General features: G+C 46.0%; 18 protein-coding genes. 17 read left to right on the top strand and 1 reads right to left on the bottom strand.

The window, feature by feature from the left end; all coding sequences use genetic code 11:
• Nucleotides 1-921 precede the first annotated feature (921 nt).
• Nucleotides 922-1,500 (top strand): DNA-directed RNA polymerase subunit delta, encoded by a 579-nt coding sequence (gene rpoE, locus QMA01_RS17115; RefSeq protein WP_290215548.1) that lies wholly within the window; start codon nt 922-924, stop codon nt 1,498-1,500.
• Nucleotides 1,501-1,658: 158 nt separating this feature from the next.
• Nucleotides 1,659-3,257 carry a CTP synthase gene (locus tag QMA01_RS17110; RefSeq protein ID WP_191713538.1) on the top strand — a complete coding sequence of 533 codons (1,599 nt, stop codon included), beginning with the start codon at nt 1,659-1,661 and terminating at the stop codon, nt 3,255-3,257.
• 52 nt (nt 3,258-3,309) lie between these two features.
• On the opposite strand, the gene QMA01_RS17105 is transcribed toward QMA01_RS17110, so the two are convergent.
• The gene (locus tag QMA01_RS17105) at nt 3,310-3,795 is read right to left on the bottom strand and encodes a DUF2529 family protein (RefSeq protein ID WP_290215547.1); all 486 of its coding nucleotides are present in this window, start codon (nt 3,793-3,795) and stop codon (nt 3,310-3,312) included.
• A gap of 47 nt (nt 3,796-3,842) precedes the next feature.
• Between QMA01_RS17105 and QMA01_RS17100 the strand changes: the two genes are divergently transcribed.
• The 15 genes from QMA01_RS17100 (at nt 3,843) to glyA (ending at nt 17,448) form a co-directional block, all read left to right on the top strand.
• A complete protein-coding gene (locus QMA01_RS17100) occupies nt 3,843-4,202 on the top strand; it encodes a response regulator (protein ID WP_203339057.1) in 360 nt (119 codons plus the stop codon).
• An 84-nt stretch (nt 4,203-4,286) separates the two neighbouring features.
• A complete protein-coding gene (locus tag QMA01_RS17095; RefSeq protein ID WP_191713541.1) occupies nt 4,287-5,144 on the top strand; it encodes a class II fructose-bisphosphate aldolase in 858 nt (285 codons plus the stop codon).
• 79 nt (nt 5,145-5,223) lie between these two features.
• A complete protein-coding gene (fsa, locus tag QMA01_RS17090; protein ID WP_191713542.1) occupies nt 5,224-5,886 on the top strand; it encodes a fructose-6-phosphate aldolase in 663 nt (220 codons plus the stop codon).
• Between the two features lie 281 nt (nt 5,887-6,167).
• On the top strand, nt 6,168-7,466 hold the full coding sequence (locus QMA01_RS17085) for a UDP-N-acetylglucosamine 1-carboxyvinyltransferase (protein WP_191713543.1): 1,299 nt from the start codon (nt 6,168-6,170) through the stop codon (nt 7,464-7,466).
• Between the two features lie 73 nt (nt 7,467-7,539).
• On the top strand, nt 7,540-8,505 hold the full coding sequence (gene glpX, locus QMA01_RS17080) for a class II fructose-bisphosphatase (protein ID WP_191713544.1): 966 nt from the start codon (nt 7,540-7,542) through the stop codon (nt 8,503-8,505).
• A 329-nt stretch (nt 8,506-8,834) separates the two neighbouring features.
• Nucleotides 8,835-10,118: a transcription termination factor Rho gene (gene rho, locus QMA01_RS17075; RefSeq protein WP_191713545.1), complete on the top strand. Its 1,284-nt coding sequence runs from the start codon at nt 8,835-8,837 to the stop codon at nt 10,116-10,118.
• Nucleotides 10,119-10,268: 150 nt separating this feature from the next.
• A complete protein-coding gene (rpmE, locus tag QMA01_RS17070; protein ID WP_191713546.1) occupies nt 10,269-10,484 on the top strand; it encodes a 50S ribosomal protein L31 in 216 nt (71 codons plus the stop codon).
• A 310-nt stretch (nt 10,485-10,794) separates the two neighbouring features.
• A complete protein-coding gene (locus QMA01_RS17065) occupies nt 10,795-11,385 on the top strand; it encodes a thymidine kinase (protein ID WP_191713547.1) in 591 nt (196 codons plus the stop codon).
• A 200-nt stretch (nt 11,386-11,585) separates the two neighbouring features.
• The gene (gene prfA / locus QMA01_RS17060) at nt 11,586-12,665 is read left to right on the top strand and encodes a peptide chain release factor 1 (protein ID WP_191713548.1); all 1,080 of its coding nucleotides are present in this window, start codon (nt 11,586-11,588) and stop codon (nt 12,663-12,665) included.
• Entirely contained in the window at nt 12,652-13,509 is an 858-nt protein-coding gene (prmC, locus tag QMA01_RS17055) for a peptide chain release factor N(5)-glutamine methyltransferase (protein ID WP_290215546.1), read from the top strand. Before prfA ends, prmC begins: the two co-directional genes overlap by 14 nt.
• Before the next feature lie 89 nt (nt 13,510-13,598).
• Nucleotides 13,599-14,591 (top strand): L-threonylcarbamoyladenylate synthase, encoded by a 993-nt coding sequence (locus QMA01_RS17050; protein ID WP_191713550.1) that lies wholly within the window; start codon nt 13,599-13,601, stop codon nt 14,589-14,591.
• Nucleotides 14,592-14,612: 21 nt separating this feature from the next.
• Nucleotides 14,613-15,041 (top strand): low molecular weight protein arginine phosphatase, encoded by a 429-nt coding sequence (locus QMA01_RS17045; protein ID WP_191713551.1) that lies wholly within the window; start codon nt 14,613-14,615, stop codon nt 15,039-15,041.
• 150 nt (nt 15,042-15,191) lie between these two features.
• Complete coding sequence (rpiB, locus tag QMA01_RS17040) at nt 15,192-15,629, top strand: ribose 5-phosphate isomerase B (RefSeq protein WP_191713552.1); 438 nt, start codon at nt 15,192-15,194, stop codon at nt 15,627-15,629.
• Between the two features lie 12 nt (nt 15,630-15,641).
• Nucleotides 15,642-16,226, top strand: coding sequence for a TIGR01440 family protein (locus QMA01_RS17035; RefSeq protein ID WP_191713553.1), 585 nt, complete (start codon nt 15,642-15,644; stop codon nt 16,224-16,226).
• Nucleotides 16,213-17,448 carry a serine hydroxymethyltransferase gene (glyA, locus tag QMA01_RS17030; protein WP_191713554.1) on the top strand — a complete coding sequence of 412 codons (1,236 nt, stop codon included), beginning with the start codon at nt 16,213-16,215 and terminating at the stop codon, nt 17,446-17,448. Before QMA01_RS17035 ends, glyA begins: the two co-directional genes overlap by 14 nt.
• The last annotated feature ends 57 nt before the right edge of the window (nt 17,449-17,505 follow it).

The following is a 17,505-nucleotide window of genomic DNA, read 5'->3' as shown; positions in this document are numbered from 1 at the left end:
AGAAAAGCGGAAGCAGCCGTTTTGCTCCGACAGGCAAGAGGTGGCTCAAAGGTAGTTTGAGTCACCTCTTTGCGACGAAGCACAGAGTGCTGCAACGCTCTTCATGTTCTGAAGCTAGCGCAGCGATGCAGAAACAGGAGCATTAAGGTTTTAGGCGACTTGGCGAAGCGGCGTTGACTCAAGATTCCGATGAGCTGGGCTTGAATGAAATACAATAAAGTAAGCGGAATCCGATTTCAAGTGGATTTTGCTTACTTTTTTTGTGGGGATGCGAGCTGGATCAGATTTGCAGGCGTTCTGCCGAGTTAAGGCCTAAAAGCTGAATGGATCAAAACACGAAAAAAGACGAAAACCCGCCAAAGCCGGGATTTTCGCTTTTTTGAGAAGAACTAAAGAGCTGATTTTCAAATCGGCGAAGGTTTTTATTAGTTTGAAAAGCGATACGCACGCTTGGAGAAAAATACGCAGGCTTGGAGAAAAAATATGCACGCTTATAAGAAAATACGCACGTTCAGCAGATAAAACGCTAATTTATTTAAATTACATCCAATAATATATTTTATTAAGAAAAAATTTCCAACCGGATGCAAAAACAATCTTCATAAAGCCCATTCCACACGCTTATCCAGTCGATATCTCCACCCTTTTTCTGTATAATGAATGAAAACACATCCCAGAAAACAAGAAGGATGATCCGATGCGTAAAGCTGTGCACTACATAATTATCCTAATCTGTGTCATACTGATTTTCTTCCTGTACAATAAAGCTTTGGGATCCATTCCTTTTATGATCTTGGCGCTCTATTTGTTTTATTTCGGGTGGATGCAATTAGATCCGAGAAAAAAGAAAACACGGTAGCGGAGACTAGGTTGTTTGTATATAATGGATTAAGTTAAGAAAGAAGAAGGGACGTGCACGGAATGAAAATTCGTGAATTATCTAAAGAAGAACTAATAGAAGAGTCATTTGTTGACTTGACATATGCAATGCTTGAAGAAACACATGAAACGAAAACGTATGCAGAATTGGTTGAAGAAATCGAGAAATTGCTCAACTTATCAAAAGAGGAAATGAAAGATCGTCTGGTTCAATTCTACACAGATTTGAATATCGACGGCCGCTTTTTGATTTTGGGCGAAAACCGTTGGGGCCTTCGCGAATGGTACCCGGTAGAGCAGATCGAAGAAGAATCCGCTCCGACTGTTAAAGCACGTAAGAAGAAAGCGAAAGTCGCTGACGATGAAGGCTTTGACGATTTGGATGAATTGGCATTGGAAGACGAGTTGGAATTCGAAGACTTCGGTGAAGACGACGATGACGACGAGGATGATGATGACGAAGTGATCAAATCACCTGTCGAAGTGGAAGTCCTGGATTTCGACGCAGACGATGACGACGAAGAAGACGTCGATGTTTTGGTAGAAGATCTGGATGGCAACATCATCGACGACGAAGACGAAGACGAAGACGAAGAAGATGAAGAAGACGATTTGAAGTAATTTGAACATTTTATTACCTTGACTTATTAGGCTAGACTGGATAAGATTTTACTGGGCTCCTTAAAATAGGAGAGATGATTCGTACAGTTTACGCGCTCCCCCTGCATATGCAGCAGGTGGAGCGCTTTTTATTTTTACCATTCGAGGAGGAAACAGGCATGACGAAGTATATATTTGTGACGGGTGGGGTTGTATCATCACTCGGTAAAGGGATTGTAGCAGCGTCTTTAGGGCGTTTATTGAAAAACAGAGGGTTGAATGTAACGATTCAAAAGTTTGATCCGTACATCAACATTGACCCAGGAACAATGAGCCCATACCAGCACGGAGAAGTTTTTGTGACGGATGACGGCGCGGAAACGGATTTGGACCTTGGCCATTACGAGCGTTTCATCGACATCAACTTGAACAAATACTCTAACGTAACAACAGGGAAAGTTTACTCGACTGTTATCCAAAAAGAACGCCGCGGCGATTATTTGGGTGGAACCGTTCAAGTAATTCCGCATATCACCAATGAAATCAAAGACCGTCTATTGCGTGCTGCGAAAACAGCCAACGCGGATGTCGTCATCACGGAAATCGGCGGAACCGTCGGAGATATCGAATCATTGCCATTCCTCGAAGCAATCCGCCAGATGCGTTCAGATCTTGGGCGCGACGAAGTCATGTACGTACACTGTACGTTGATTCCGTATCTTGGAGCAGCAAAAGAAATGAAAACCAAACCTACGCAGCATAGCGTAAAAGAACTTCGCAGCCTGGGCATTCAGCCAAACCTGATCGTTGTTCGCACAGAACACCCAGTGCCACAGGACATGAAAGATAAGATTGCCTTGTTCTGCGACATCAAGCCGGAAGAAGTAATCGAATCACGCGATGTTGACGTGATCTATGAAATGCCGCTTCGCCTTCAGGAACAGCATATGGACCAAATCGTCCTTGATCACTTCGGAATTGAAGCGCCAGAGGCCGATATGACGGATTGGGGCACGCTTGTTGATAAAGTGAAGTCGCTTAAAAACACTGTGCGCATCGGTCTTGTCGGGAAATATGTGGAACTGCAGGATGCTTATATTTCTGTAGTAGAAGCTTTGAAACATGCCGGTTTCGCATTCGATTCTGAAATCGAAGTCGAATGGATCAACGCCGAACACATCAATGCTGACAATGTGGCAGAAACATTGACAAATTGCGACGGCATTCTCGTTCCGGGTGGCTTTGGCGACCGCGGAGTTGAAGGGAAAATCATTGCTACTCAATTTGCACGCGAAAACAAAGTGCCATTCTTCGGTATTTGCCTGGGCATGCAATTGGCTTCTGTTGAGTTTGCACGCAGCATCATGAATCTTGAAGGCGCACATTCTTCTGAATTGAACGCTAAAACGGCTTACCCGGTCATCGATCTGTTGCCCGAGCAAAAAGACATCGAAGATTTAGGCGGCACGCTTCGCCTTGGCTTGTATCCTGCGAAACTTGAAAAAGGATCGAGAGCCCATGAAGCATACGGCGAAGAATTGGTTTACGAAAGACATCGCCACCGTTACGAGTTCAACAACGAATACCGTGAAGCTTTTGAAAAAGCCGGATTCAAATTTACAGGCACAAGCCCGGATGGCCGCCTAGTGGAAATCGTTGAAGTCGCTGACCACCCATGGTTCTTGGCTTGCCAATTCCATCCGGAGTTCATTTCACGTCCGAACCGTCCGCAGCCATTGTTCCGTGAATTTGTAAAAGCATCTATTGCCAATAAATAAACGGAAAAGCCTTCCCTCATAAAGAAGGGGAAGGCTTTTATGCATGGAAAATTTAATCGGCCAGCAGTTGGTCGATGCTTGATTTGACAGCGTGGTAGACATAGAGTGCGGTCATGGCATCTGGAACTATCATGGACAGAGCATCGTCCTGTAACCGTGCGCCTTTCTGCTTGTCCAATGGAAGAAAGGCATCGGCTAACTCGCTGTTGCCGGAATCCGGTGCCATAAAAGCGAAGGGGATGCCCGCATCCGAAAGCCGTCCAGCAAGTTCATCGCCTTCTTCATCCGCTGCCAGTATCCAAACGCGGTCGCTGCTGGTGACAATGCTTGCAGGCGACCATTCGGCCGCAGAAGCCAACGGATCTTTGCTATGAAAGGCAACGGAGTCGACGGCTTTCATTTCACCGAACGCCGCGATGAAAATAGTGCCGCCTGCAACAGCAGCTTGTGCCAAAACACCAGCTACAGCGTCAATGGCTTCCTGCTGTTTTGCCAGGTGCTCAAACAGCGGAGTTAATTGTGCAGTTAACAGTTCCATAAAACTCACCTCGTAAAAAAGTATAGCAGACAAAGGAGTGGTTCTTCTTGAAAACCATTTTAATTGTAGACGACCAACCGGGAATCCGGCTGTTGTTAAAAGAAGTGTTCAGCAAAGAAGGATACCAGACGTTCACTGCCGGAAGCGGCAAAGAAGCACTCGAATTGGTGCAGGAAGTGTGCCCGGACCTGGTGTTGTTGGATATGAAGATTCCAGGTATGGACGGCATTGAAATATTGAAGCGATTGAAGAAGAACAAGCCCTCAGTTCACGTCATCATGATGACCGCATACGGCGAATTGGATTTAATTAAGGAATCGATGAACTGGGGAGCTGAGCGCTATTTTACCAAGCCTTTCGACGTCTTTGAGGTGCGCGATGCCGTGAATGGTCTATTGCAGCAGTAAACAGCGAAGAAGTAGCGTAAGTACAGGGTTTTTGATATAGTATAAAGGATATTTGCTTTAAACATTGCTGAGGAGGAATTCTAAATGCCATTGGTTTCAATGAAAGAAATGATGATAAAAGGAAAACAAGAAGGATATGCAATCGGTCAATTCAATTTAAACAACCTGGAGTTCACACAAGCCATTCTTCAAGCTGCACAGGAAGAGAATTCTCCGGTAATCTGCGGAGTTTCAGAAGGAGCAGCACGTTACATGGGTGGATTCACGACAGTTGTTAATATTGTCAAAGGATTGATGCATGATTACAAAATCACCGTTCCCGTGGCAATCCACTTGGATCACGGTTCGAGCTTTGAAAAATGCAAGGAAGCGATTGATGCAGGATTCACTTCCGTAATGATTGATGCGTCTCATCACCCGTTTGAAGAAAACATTGAAATCACTAAACAAGTTGTAGAATATGCGCGACAACATAATGTATCCGTGGAAGCGGAATTGGGAACTGTCGGCGGACAGGAAGACGACATTATTGCTGATGGCGTTATTTATGCCGATCCAAAAGAATGCAAGCAGCTGGTTGAACAGACTGGAATTGATTGCTTGGCGCCGGCTCTTGGTTCAGTCCATGGCCCTTATAAAGGCGAACCGAATCTTGGGTTTACTGAAATGGAAGAAATTTCACAGCAATGCGACGTTCCGCTTGTATTGCACGGTGGTACAGGAATTCCAACTAAAGATATTCAACGTGCCGTTTCTCTTGGTACATCGAAAATCAACGTCAACACAGAAAGCCAGATCACTTCAGCACAAGCCGTACGCGAGGTTTTGAACAACGACGCGGATGTCTATGATCCCCGCAAATACATGGGACCAGCCCGCGAAGCAATCAAAAAGACTGTAATCGGCAAAATGCGTGAGTTTGGAAGTTCAGGAAAAGCATAATAACGACACAAAAAAAGATGGGAGAGAAGCGTCCGAAAGGCGCCTTCTCTTTTTCCCGTCATACTGGAGGAGAAAAATAATGAAATTTTTCATCGATACAGCAAACTTTGACGAAATTAAAGAAGCACACGCCTGGGGAATCCTTTCCGGCGTTACAACAAACCCATCTTTGGTAGCAAAAGAGAAAAACGTTTCATTCCATGACCGCTTGAAAGAAATTGCGGCGCTTGTTGATGGTTCAATCAGCGGAGAAGTGATTGCCCTTGATGCAGAAGGCATGATCAAAGAAGGCCGTGAATTGGCTGATCTTGCGCCGAACATCACAGTGAAATTGCCAATGACGCCAGACGGATTGAAAGCTTGTTCAGTACTTGCTTCAGAAGGCAAAAAAGTTAACGTCACATTGATTTTCAGTGCAAACCAGGCATTGCTTGCAGCGCGTGCCGGAGCGGCATACGTTTCGCCATTCCTTGGACGCCTGGACGACATCGGACATAACGGCATGGACTTGATTTCAACAATTGCTGAAATCTTTGCTATCCATGATATTTCTTCAGAGATCATTGCTGCTTCAATCCGCCATCCACAGCACGTAACGGAAGCTGCATTGAATGGTGCACATATCGCTACGATGCCGATTAAAGTAATGCACCAAATGTTCAAGCACCCGTTGACAGATCAAGGAATCGATGCATTTTTGGCTGACTGGGAAAAACGTTCAGTAGAAGACGGCGTAAAATAAGAGCATCAAGAGATTTCCCGCTTTTAGGGCGGGAAATTGACTTGCCTTTAATGGCAGGAAAAACCCAAGTTGTGATCGGCAGCCGACTGGCATGCTGAAGCAATGGAACTTTTGCGGCCAACTATACTGCCGGGAAAAGTGGATAAAGAGAAACTTCAATCAAAAGGGGCTTGCCCCGTTGATTGTTAGTTGATCCAATCGGACTTTTACGGTCAGTGGATCTTCCGCTTGGATAAGCGGAAATCGTACTGCCCGTTAAAGCGGGATAAAGGAGAAAATTTATGGATGTATATAAAGTAAGGGGCGGTAAGCGCCTTTCCGGAACAATCAAAGTCAACGGTGCTAAAAATAGTGCGGTGGCATTGATTCCTGCATCGATTTTGGCGAATTCGCCAGTAACGATCGAAGGATTACCGGGTATTTCCGACGCATGGACACTGAAAAGTATTCTGGAAGAAATCGGCGGGGAAGTAACATTTGAAGACGGAACAATGAGCATCGATCCGACGAAAATGATTGATATGCCTTTGCCGAACGGCAATGTGAAAAAACTGCGTGCTTCCTATTATATGATGGGCGCGATGCTGGGCCGTTTCAAACATGCAGCAATCGGCCTTCCGGGCGGTTGTTTCTTAGGGCCTCGCCCAATCGATCAGCACATCAAAGGTTTTGAAGCATTAGGTGCGAAAGTCACGAATGAACACGGCGCCATCTACTTGCGTGCCGATGAGCTTCGTGGAGCCAAGATTTATTTGGATGTCGTCAGTGTTGGTGCAACAATCAACATCATGTTGGCAGCTGTTATGGCGAAAGGCCAAACAACGATTGAAAATGCGGCAAAAGAGCCGGAAATCATTGATGTAGCGACTTTATTGACCAATATGGGTGCGAAAATCAAAGGAGCCGGAACAAATGTCATCCGTATTGACGGCGTGGAAGAATTGCATGGCACCAACCATACAATCATCCCTGACCGCATTGAAGCCGGAACATTCATGATTATGGCTGCGGCTGCAGGAGATGGGGTAACCATCGACAACGTAATTCCTTTCCATATGGAAGCTTTGACTGCCAAATTACGCGAAATGGGCGTAGATGTGCAGGAAGGCGAAGAATCGATCTATATTCCAAAATCCAACAACTTGACGGCCATCGACGTAAAAACATTGGTGTACCCTGGATTCCCGACAGATCTTCAGCAGCCGTTTTCTGTGCTGATGACTCAGGCTCAAGGAGCTTCAATGATTACCGATACCATCTATTCCGCACGTTTCAAGCATATTGATGAACTTCGCCGCATGAATGCAAGCGGCCGTGTGGAAGGAAGAGCGGCGATCGTTACAGGGCCGACTCCTTTGACTGCGGCAACCGTTGTAGCTTCTGACTTGCGTGCAGGAGCCGCATTGGTCATTGCCGGATTACTGGCGGAAGGCGAAACAGAAATCCGTGAAATCTACCACATCGAACGTGGCTACGCGTCCATCATTGAAAAACTGCAGGGCCTTGGTGCAGATATCCGGAGAGAGACGATTGACCCGGTGGCAAGCATGAAGTCCGACCTTAGCCAGGATGCAAATTAACGGTCTTTTAGCATAAAAATATATGCTACAATATTGAAGGCATAGTTAAAGCTGAACGGGAGGAACTGATAGTATGGAACGAAGTCTTTCGATGGAATTAGTGCGTATCACTGAAGCGGCAGCAATTGCTTCTTCAAAATGGATGGGCCGCGGCATGAAGAACGAAGCGGATGATGCAGCCACCACTGCAATGAGAGTCGTATTTGATACTATTCCGATGCGCGGTGTGGTTGTCATCGGTGAAGGCGAGATGGACGAAGCGCCCATGCTTTATATCGGTGAAGAATTAGGGACAGGCAATGGTCCGGAAGTGGACGTTGCAGTGGATCCTTTAGAAGGAACAAATATCGTAGCAGCCGGCGGTTGGAATGCATTAGCGGTTCTGGCCATAGCTGATCGCGGCAACCTTCTCAACGCACCGGATATGTACATGGACAAAATTGCGGTTGGGCCTGAATCTGTAGGCAAAATTGACATTAACGCACCAGTCATCGATAATCTTCGTGCAGTGGCGAAAGCCAAAAACAAAGACATCGAAGAAGTGGTTGCCACCATTATGGACCGTCCGCGCCATAAAGACATCATTGATCAAATCCGAGCAGCTGGAGCACGCATTAAACTGATCGGTGACGGCGATGTAGCCGGCGCGATCAATACAGCGTTCGACCAGACAGGCGTTGATATTCTATTCGGAATTGGAGGAGCACCTGAAGGCGTTATCGCTGCAGTCGGCTTAAAATGCCTGGGTGGCGAAATCCAAGGGAAGCTTGTTCCGCAAAACGAAGAAGAAGCACAGCGCTGCATCGATATGGGTATTGACGTCAGCAAAGTCCTGATGATGGATGACCTTGTTAAAGGCGATGATGCCATCTTTGCAGCAACAGGCGTAACAGACGGGGAACTTTTAAAAGGAGTTCAGCTGAAAGGCGGTTTCGCAGAAAGCCATACATTGGTGATGCGCGCGAAATCCGGAACGATCCGCTTTATCGAAGGGCGTCACAGCCTTCAGAAAAAACCAAATCTCGTAATGAACGATTAACGATCCTACTTCATAAAATGAGTCCGGCAAATTGCCGGACTTCTTCTTTAAGATCTTCTCAATCATTCACTACCGATCCTCAAACCCTATAAGTTGAATCAATGGTTTAATCAAGGGAAATTAACAAGATGATATGGTGTGAACCGGCTCAGGTTTCCCCCTTATTTTATTTCTTATGAAGAGTGCAGCCAATACAACGATGAAAGGCCATAATTGGTTTTAGAAGAAGCTCTGCCTTACGTGAGTTCTTCTGGTCGATGGAAAAAGGCTCATCCATTCATTCAACTTATCTACAAAAAAATAATACGAATAAGAGTGGTGTCCGATACATGGCAACGATAACAATCTCCGCATTGGAGAATATGACATTAAAAGAACTATATAATTTAGCAAAAGAATATAAATTGACCAATTACAGCAAGCTGACAAAAAAAGAACTGATTTTTGCGATTTTGAAGACACGCGCGGAACAGGAAGGCTTCTTCTTTATGGAAGGTGTTTTGGAAATTATCCAATCAGAAGGCTTTGGCTTCCTGCGCCCGATCAACTATTCCCCAAGTTCACAGGACATCTACATCTCGGCATCCCAAATCCGCCGTTTCGATTTGCGGAATGGGGACAAAGTTTCCGGGAAAGTGCGTCCTCCAAAGGAAAACGAACGTTATTTCGGTTTGCTTCAAGTCGAAGCCGTTAACGGCGAAGATCCGGAAGTAGCCAAAGAACGTGTGCATTTCCCTGGGTTGACGCCACTTTATCCAGATCGCCATATCCGTCTGGAAACGACACCGGCTCATTTGTCTACACGCATCATGGATTTGGTTGCGCCAGTCGGTTTTGGTCAGCGCGGATTGATCGTAGCACCGCCAAAAGCCGGGAAAACCATGCTTCTAAAAGAAATTGCGAACTCCATTACAACCAATCATCCCGAAGCTGAATTGATTGTCCTGCTGATTGACGAGCGTCCGGAAGAAGTAACGGATATCGAACGTTCCGTAAATGCGGATGTTGTATCTTCGACATTTGATGAAGTGCCTGAAAATCATGTGAAAGTCGCAGAGCTTGTCCTTGAACGGGCGATGCGCCTTGTTGAGCACAAACGTGATGTTGTCATTTTGATGGATTCCATCACGCGCCTTGCCCGAGCATATAATTTGGTGATTCCGCCAAGCGGGCGTACACTATCAGGAGGAATAGACCCAGCAGCTTTCCACCGTCCAAAACGCTTTTTCGGTGCCGCCCGAAATATCGAAGAAGGCGGCAGTTTGACGATTTTAGCGACCGCTTTAGTGGAAACCGGGTCACGAATGGATGAAGTCATTTACGAGGAATTTAAAGGGACCGGCAACATGGAATTGCATCTTGACCGATCTTTGGCTGAACGCCGCATTTTCCCTGCACTTGATATACGCCGTTCCGGAACGCGTAAGGAAGAGTTGCTGATCGAGCCGAAACAGCTTGAAAAGCTTTGGTCCATCCGAAAAACTTTCTCGGATTCTCATGATTTCGGTGAACGTTTCCTGAAGAAGCTGGGCCAAACAGATACAAATGAAGAATTCTTCGAGCAATTGGCTACGGAAATGAAGACCCACCGAAGCAACAAGAAGATGATTTAAATGCTTGCAAACGACACAAGAATTTGATATGATTATGAGAGTGAATCAAACCAAAGCTATTGCATATACGGTCTAAAGAACCGTGTAAGGCAATAGTAAAAATAGATTAAACTCTGTTCCAGATGGTTCAGGGCGAGAGGAGAAAACAAAATGAAATCAGGTATTCATCCAGATTACAAACAAGCTACAGTAACTTGCTCATGTGGGAACTCTTTCACAACTGGTTCTGTAAAAGAAAACATCAGCGTTGAGCTTTGCTCTGAATGTCATCCATTCTACACTGGACGTCAGAAATTCGCTTCAGCAGATGGCCGCGTAGACCGTTTCAACAAAAAATACGGCCTTAAAGAAGAAATCAACGAGTAATATTGGAAGAGCATGGACAGGAAGCAGAAATTCCGCAACGAATTTCTGTCCTCCTGTTTACCGCTTTCCTGCATCAATTAAAAATATACCTGCCTAGCGCGAAAACGCCTGGCGGGTATTTTTTTTTCGTTTATTCCTGCTTTTTCAGCAAGTGGATGCCTTATCCACCTTAGATAAAGGAGAAGCTGCCTGATTATGGCTTTCTCCATATTAGAAAAAAACACCTTACATATTCCAAAAAACAGCAAGAAGCTGAATGATTTTTGGTATGATTAAACTAACAACAAAGTGTCCGAAAGGGGTCTCACCTATGTACGTCATGAAACAAACAGGATGGGTCGAATTAATCTGTGGCAGCATGTTTTCCGGAAAATCCGAAGAACTGATCCGCCGAGTGCGCCGTTCGCAATTCGCCAAACAAAAAATTATCGTTTTTAAACCAAAAATCGACGACCGTTACAGCAAAGAAGCGGTTGTTTCCCATAATGGAGCAACAGTAATCGCTCTGCCGATCTCCCGCTCAACCGATATGTGGGATCACATTACAGATGAATTTGACGTCATTGCCATCGATGAAGCCCAATTTTTTGATGAAGACATCATCGAAAACATCCAAAAGCTTGCTGATCATGGTTTCCGTGTAATTGTTGCCGGACTGGATCAGGATTTCAGAGGACGTCCATTCGGCCCCATGCCAGCTTTGCTCGCCATTGCCGAACAAGTGACGAAACTCCAAGCTGTCTGTACCGTTTGCGGTTCTCCGGCGAGCCGGACGCAGCGCCTGATCGACGGCAAGCCAGCTGGGTCAGATGATCCGACAATTCTGGTCGGTGCATCTGAGGCCTACGAACCACGCTGCCGCCATCATCATGAAGTGCCTGCAGGTGTTACTGTTAAGTGAATAGTTAAGTTGGAATACGGATATTCCACAAACCAGCTCCGCTATCCTGTGGAGTCTCCGCTGGGTTGCTCCATAGCTGAAATATACGGATGACAAAGTATAGCTGCTTATTAAAATCTTTAACCAATCAAGCGAACAGCAATGATGAAGTTTCAATCCAACACAAAAACAACACAAAATTAGAACTCGAGGTGACACCTATGTTTGATCGATTACAATCAGTAGAAGATAGATATGACCGTTTGAACGAATTGCTGAGCGATCCAGATATCGTCAGCGATACCAATAAACTGCGTGAGTATTCCAAGGAACAATCGGATCTGCAGGAAACGGTTGAAGCCTATCGTGAATACAAAGATCTGACAACTCAATTGGCTGAAGCAAAAGCCATGTTCGACGATAAGATGGACGCCGACATGCGCGAAATGGTCAAGGAAGAAGTCAGCGAATTGGAAGAACAGATTTCAGTGATTGAAGAGCGCCTTCATAAGCTGTTGATTCCGAAAGATCCCAATGATGATAAAAACGTTATTATGGAAATCCGTGGAGCAGCTGGCGGAGATGAAGCCGCGTTATTTGCAGGTGACCTTTACCGCATGTACACCCGTTTTGCCGAAACGAACGGCTGGAAAGTCCAAGTGCTGGATTCGAACCCGACCGGACTTGGCGGATTCAAGGAAATCGTCTTTATGATTACAGGGAAAGGCGCTTATTCGAAATTGAAATATGAAAACGGAGCACACCGTGTACAACGGGTGCCGGAAACAGAATCGGGCGGGCGGATCCACACCTCGACCGCAACGGTGGCTTGTTTGCCGGAAGTTGAAGAAGTGGAAATCGATATCCATGAGAATGATATCCGGACTGACACATATGCATCTTCAGGCGCCGGCGGACAATCGGTTAACACCACGATGTCAGCTGTCCGTTTGACGCACATTCCGACCAACACTGTGGTTACCTGCCAGGATGAAAAATCACAGATCAAAAACAAAGCCAGTGCCATGAAAGTATTGCGTGCACGCGTTTATGAAAAATTCCAGCAGGAAGCACAGGCTGAATATGACGCAGTCCGTAAATCTGCGGTTGGAACGGGCGACCGTTCTGAACGGATCCGGACATACAACTTCCCTCAAAACCGTGTCACCGATCACCGCATCGGATTGACGATCCAGAAGCTGGATCAGATTTTGCAAGGGAAAATGGATGAAATCATAGAGGCGTTGATTGTGGAAGAACAGTCAGCCCGCATGGAAAGCCTGAACAATGACCAAGCTTAAGTATGTTTATGAGGCCCTGAAGAGGGCTTCTTCTTTTTTACTGGAGAACGGCCGTGAAGAAGGAGCTGCACGCATCCTTCTTCAGCATGAACTGGGCCTTTCGTATTCGGGCTTGATCGCTGCCATGCGCGATGAAATCAGTGAAGCTCAATTTAACCGGTTCTGGGCAAATGTGGAGCAGCATGCCAAAGGGGTTCCAGTGCAGCATTTGACGGGCAGTGAAGAATTTTATGGCAGAAACTTCCTGGTAAATCCGGATGTCTTGATTCCAAGGCCTGAAACAGAAGAACTAATAGAAGAAACGCTGCAGCTGATTGAACGCCATCTTTTCAAGGAAGAATTGGCGATCGCTGATATTGGTACAGGAAGCGGCATTATCGCCATCACGATGAAATGTGAGTTGCCAAATGCGCTGGTAACCGCCACCGATATTTCGCAGCCTGCATTGGAGACGGCAGCATTAAATGCCGAACGCCTTCATGCGGAAATCGATTTCCGGTTAGGTGATTTGACGGAACCGATCAAAGACCGGAAATGGGATGTCGTCTTATCGAATCCGCCTTATATCGGACATGAAGAAGCGCCGAGTTTGTCCGACAGTGTCCGCGATTTTGAGCCCCATAATGCTTTGTTCGCCGATCAGGAGGGCTTGGCTTTGTATGAAAAAATGGCTGAACAGTTTCCGAAGTTGATCAATAAACCAGGTATCATTGGATTCGAAATAGGTTATCAACAGGGGCCGGCGGTCGAAAAAATGCTAAAAAGCGCTTTTCCGGACGCAGTGGTCTATATTAAAGAAGATATCAACAAAAAGGATCGCATGGTTTTTGCGATTATCGAGTAAGTTATACACAATTTGCGCACAACTAATAGGGAGTTATCCACTTTGTGTGGATAGGACGATAAAAACCCTTAAAAATAGGAGTTGTTCTTGTGGAGACGGAAATTATTTCTGTGGATAAGAATGTGGATGAAAAAGAAAGTTATAAACAGGCTGTGGAAATCATTCGGAATGGTGAGGTTGTTGCGTTTCCGACTGAAACAGTTTACGGATTGGGAGCGGATGCGACCAATTGGGAAGCCGTCAATAAAATTTTTGAAGCAAAAGGACGACCTGCTGATAATCCATTGATTGTCCATGTTGATTCGAAGGAAACAGCATTGACATATGTGCAGGAAGTATCAGCAAAAGCGTTGCAATGCATGGATGCTTTTTGGCCAGGAGCCTTGACGCTGATCATGCAAGCAAAACCTGAAACCTTTGCCGGAAATGTTACCGCAAATCTTGAAACAGTCGGAGTCCGTGTGCCGAATCATCCGGTAGCGCTGAAGCTTTTGCAGGAACTGAAGCTGCCTTTGGCGGCACCGAGCGCCAATACAAGCGGAAAGCCAAGTCCAACCTTGGCTGAACATGTATACCATGACATGGATGGCAAAATTCCGCTGATTTTGGACGGCGGTCCCACGGAAATCGGCATCGAGTCCACAGTGCTGGATACAACTTGTGAGCCGCCGGTTATTCTGCGTCCAGGGAAAGTGTCGAAACAGCAGTTGGAGAATGTCATCGGAACGGTCCGTTTGTCTTCTGACAACAAAAACAACACGCCTAAATCCCCGGGGATGAAGTACATGCATTACGCACCTGCAGCTCCATTGTATTTGATTGAAAATGAAGAAGGTTTAATTGAAAAAGCAATTGAATATGTCCGGGGAAAAGGGAAACGCGTAGCTGTCATCAGCAAAGAAGAATACCCTGAAGCTGATTTTAATTTTCCATTGTCCATGGCAACTCTTTATGCCAGCTTGCGCAAATGTGATTCAACAGATGCAGACCTGATTTTGGCATCGGTTGAAACCGGTGGGAAAATGGACGAAGCGTTAATGAACAGACTTGAAAAAGCAGCGGACCATAAATGGTTCAGCTGATTGTTTGAAAGGAGGTGCAGGATGAAGATTCTATTTGTCTGTACGGGCAATACATGCCGGAGCCCGATGGCTGAAGCCATCCTGTCAGCGAAAAAATTGCCTGGCATCGAAGTCCGTTCGGCGGGGATATTTGCTGGCGCCGCACCGCTGTCCAGGAATGCCCAATCTGTTTTATCCCAACAGCAAATTTCGTTTACGCATACGTCCAAGCCTCTGGAGGCGGGGGATATGCAATGGGCGGAATTGATTTTGACGATGACCAATTCGCATAAAATGACGCTTCTGCAGGCGCAGCCTGAAGCAGCGACAAAGCTTTATACATTGAAGGAATTCACCGAAGGTTCGGCAGAAGATATCAGTGACCCATACGGAGGGCCGCTGGAACTTTATGAAGAGACCTTTCATGAACTCAGAGAGCTGATTGATAAATTAATTGAAAAAATCACTTAACTGAAAAAGACAGGCGAGCCAGTGAGGGTTTGCCTGTCTTTTTTGCGTAAAAATGTTAGAATTAATTAAAAGCGTAATGCAATTCGGCACAATTCGACAAGAGCGCTTTTGCTGAACCATAAATTTGATTTTAAGAAAAGAGGGTTTACCATGAGAGTGGCAATTTCATCAGATCACGGCGGGAATAACCTGCGCAAAGAAATCGTTAACCTAATGAACGAAATTGGCATAGAATATCAGGATTTCGGTCCGCATACAGACGATTCAGTCGATTACCCGGATTATGCAAAACCGGTTGCTGACCGCGTGGCAAGCGGAGAATTTGACCGTGGTATTTTGATTTGCGGCACAGGCATCGGCATGTCCATCTCGGCAAATAAAGTCAAAGGCATTCGTTGCGCGCTTGTCCATGATGTATTCAGTGCAAAAGCGACAAGAGGGCATAACGATTCAAATATCCTGGCAATGGGGGAACGCGTAATTGGTCCGGGCCTTGCACGTGAAATCGCTCAAACTTGGCTGACAGAAGAATTTGAAGGCGGCAGACACGGAAAACGCATCCAAAAAATCACAGACCTCGAAAAATAAGGAGGAGTCGGCATGCAAACTTTATGGCAATTGCAACTGGAAGAGATTTTAAGCGAATTGGAGCAGCAGATCGAGTTCAGGAAAGGCCAAGTGTTTGTAGTCGGCTGTTCGACATCAGAGGTAGCAGGAAAACGCATCGGAACAGGCGGCGGATTGGATATTGCAGAAAGTCTGTTTGAACCTTTGGAGAAATTTGCGGCACGCCATCAGCTCTTTTTGGCGTTTCAAGGCTGCGAGCATATCAACCGCGCATTAACGGTTGAGCGGCAGGCTGCTGAAAAATATGGATGGGAACCGGTTTCGGTTATTCCAGTCGCCAAAGCTGGCGGTTCGATGAGTGCATATGCATTCAGCAATATGGCCGATCCGGTCGTAGTGGAAGAAGTCCAGGCCCATGCGGGAATCGATATCGGACAAACAATGATTGGCATGCATTTGAAAAGAGTTGCCGTTCCTCTGCGAACTTCTGTTAAACTAGTAGGTGAAGCGATTGTGGCAGCTGCTACTACCCGGCCGAAATTGATCGGCGGGGCACGCGCGAGCTATGATCGTGAGCTTGTTCAATTACAGGAGGGATACACAGATGGAATTGATTAAGGCGCTAGACCCAGCAGTATATGAAGCGATGAATGCAGAAAAAGGAAGACAGGAAGCGAATATCGAATTGATCGCTTCTGAAAACTTTGTCTCACAAGCAGTTATGGATGCACAGGGATCAGTATTAACCAACAAATACGCGGAAGGCTATCCGGGCAAACGCTATTACGGAGGCTGCGAATTTGTGGATGTCGTTGAGAACATTGCACGCGACCGCCTGAAAGAAATTTTTGGCGCGGAACATGCGAACGTTCAACCCCATTCTGGATCACAAGCTAATATGGCTGTCTATACCGCAGTTTTGGAAAAAGGCGATACGATTCTTGGAATGAACCTGAACCATGGCGGGCATTTGACGCACGGCAGTAAAGTGAATTTCAGCGGTATGCAGTATAATTTTGTCGAGTACGGCGTTACAGAAGAAGAGCAATTGATCGATTATGAAGCAGTCCGCCAGGCAGCTTTGGAACACAAGCCGAAAATGGTTGTAGCTGGAGCAAGCGCTTATTCGCGTAAATTGGATTTTGCTAAATTCCGTGAAATCGCTGATGAAGTCGGAGCTTACCTGATGGTCGACATGGCACATATCGCGGGCCTTGTTGCTACTGGGGCTCATCCTAATCCTGTCCCTCATGCCCATTTCGTTACATCGACTACGCATAAAACACTTCGCGGTCCACGCGGCGGGTTGATTCTTTGCAATGAAGAATTTGCGAAAAAAATCGATAAAACCATTTTCCCTGGAATTCAAGGCGGTCCGCTTATGCACGTCATCGCAGCGAAAGCCGTTGCATTCGGTGAAGCGCAGCAACCTGAATTCAAAACCTATATTGAACAAGTCGTGAAAAATGCCAATGCACTTGCTGAAGGCTTGATCGCTGAAGGCGTTGACATCGTTTCCGGCGGCACAGACAATCACTTGCTGCTGCTCGACCTCCGCTCGTTGAACCTGACGGGCAAAGTCGCAGAGCACGTACTTGATGAAGTCGGTATTACAACAAACAAAAATACCATTCCTTTCGATCCGGAAAGCCCATTTGTCACTTCCGGTATCCGTCTTGGAACTGCAGCCGTAACATCCCGTGGATTTAAAGAAGCGGAAATGAAAGAAATTGCTGCAATCATGGCAATGCTCCTGAAAAATCCGGAAGATGAATCCGTGAAAAAAGATGCTGCAGAACGTACAGCCAAATTGACTGCTGCGCATCCATTATATAAATAACTGAATACTGCTGCCGGGTAAACTGCTTGGCAGCTTTATTTTTTCTGCATAATTTGG

This window comes from Planococcus notacanthi, from assembly GCF_030407825.1.
Classification (GTDB): domain Bacteria; phylum Bacillota; class Bacilli; order Bacillales_A; family Planococcaceae; genus Planococcus; species Planococcus notacanthi.
Note: the sequence above shows the minus strand (reverse complement) of the source record. Positions and strands in the feature narration are given on the sequence as shown.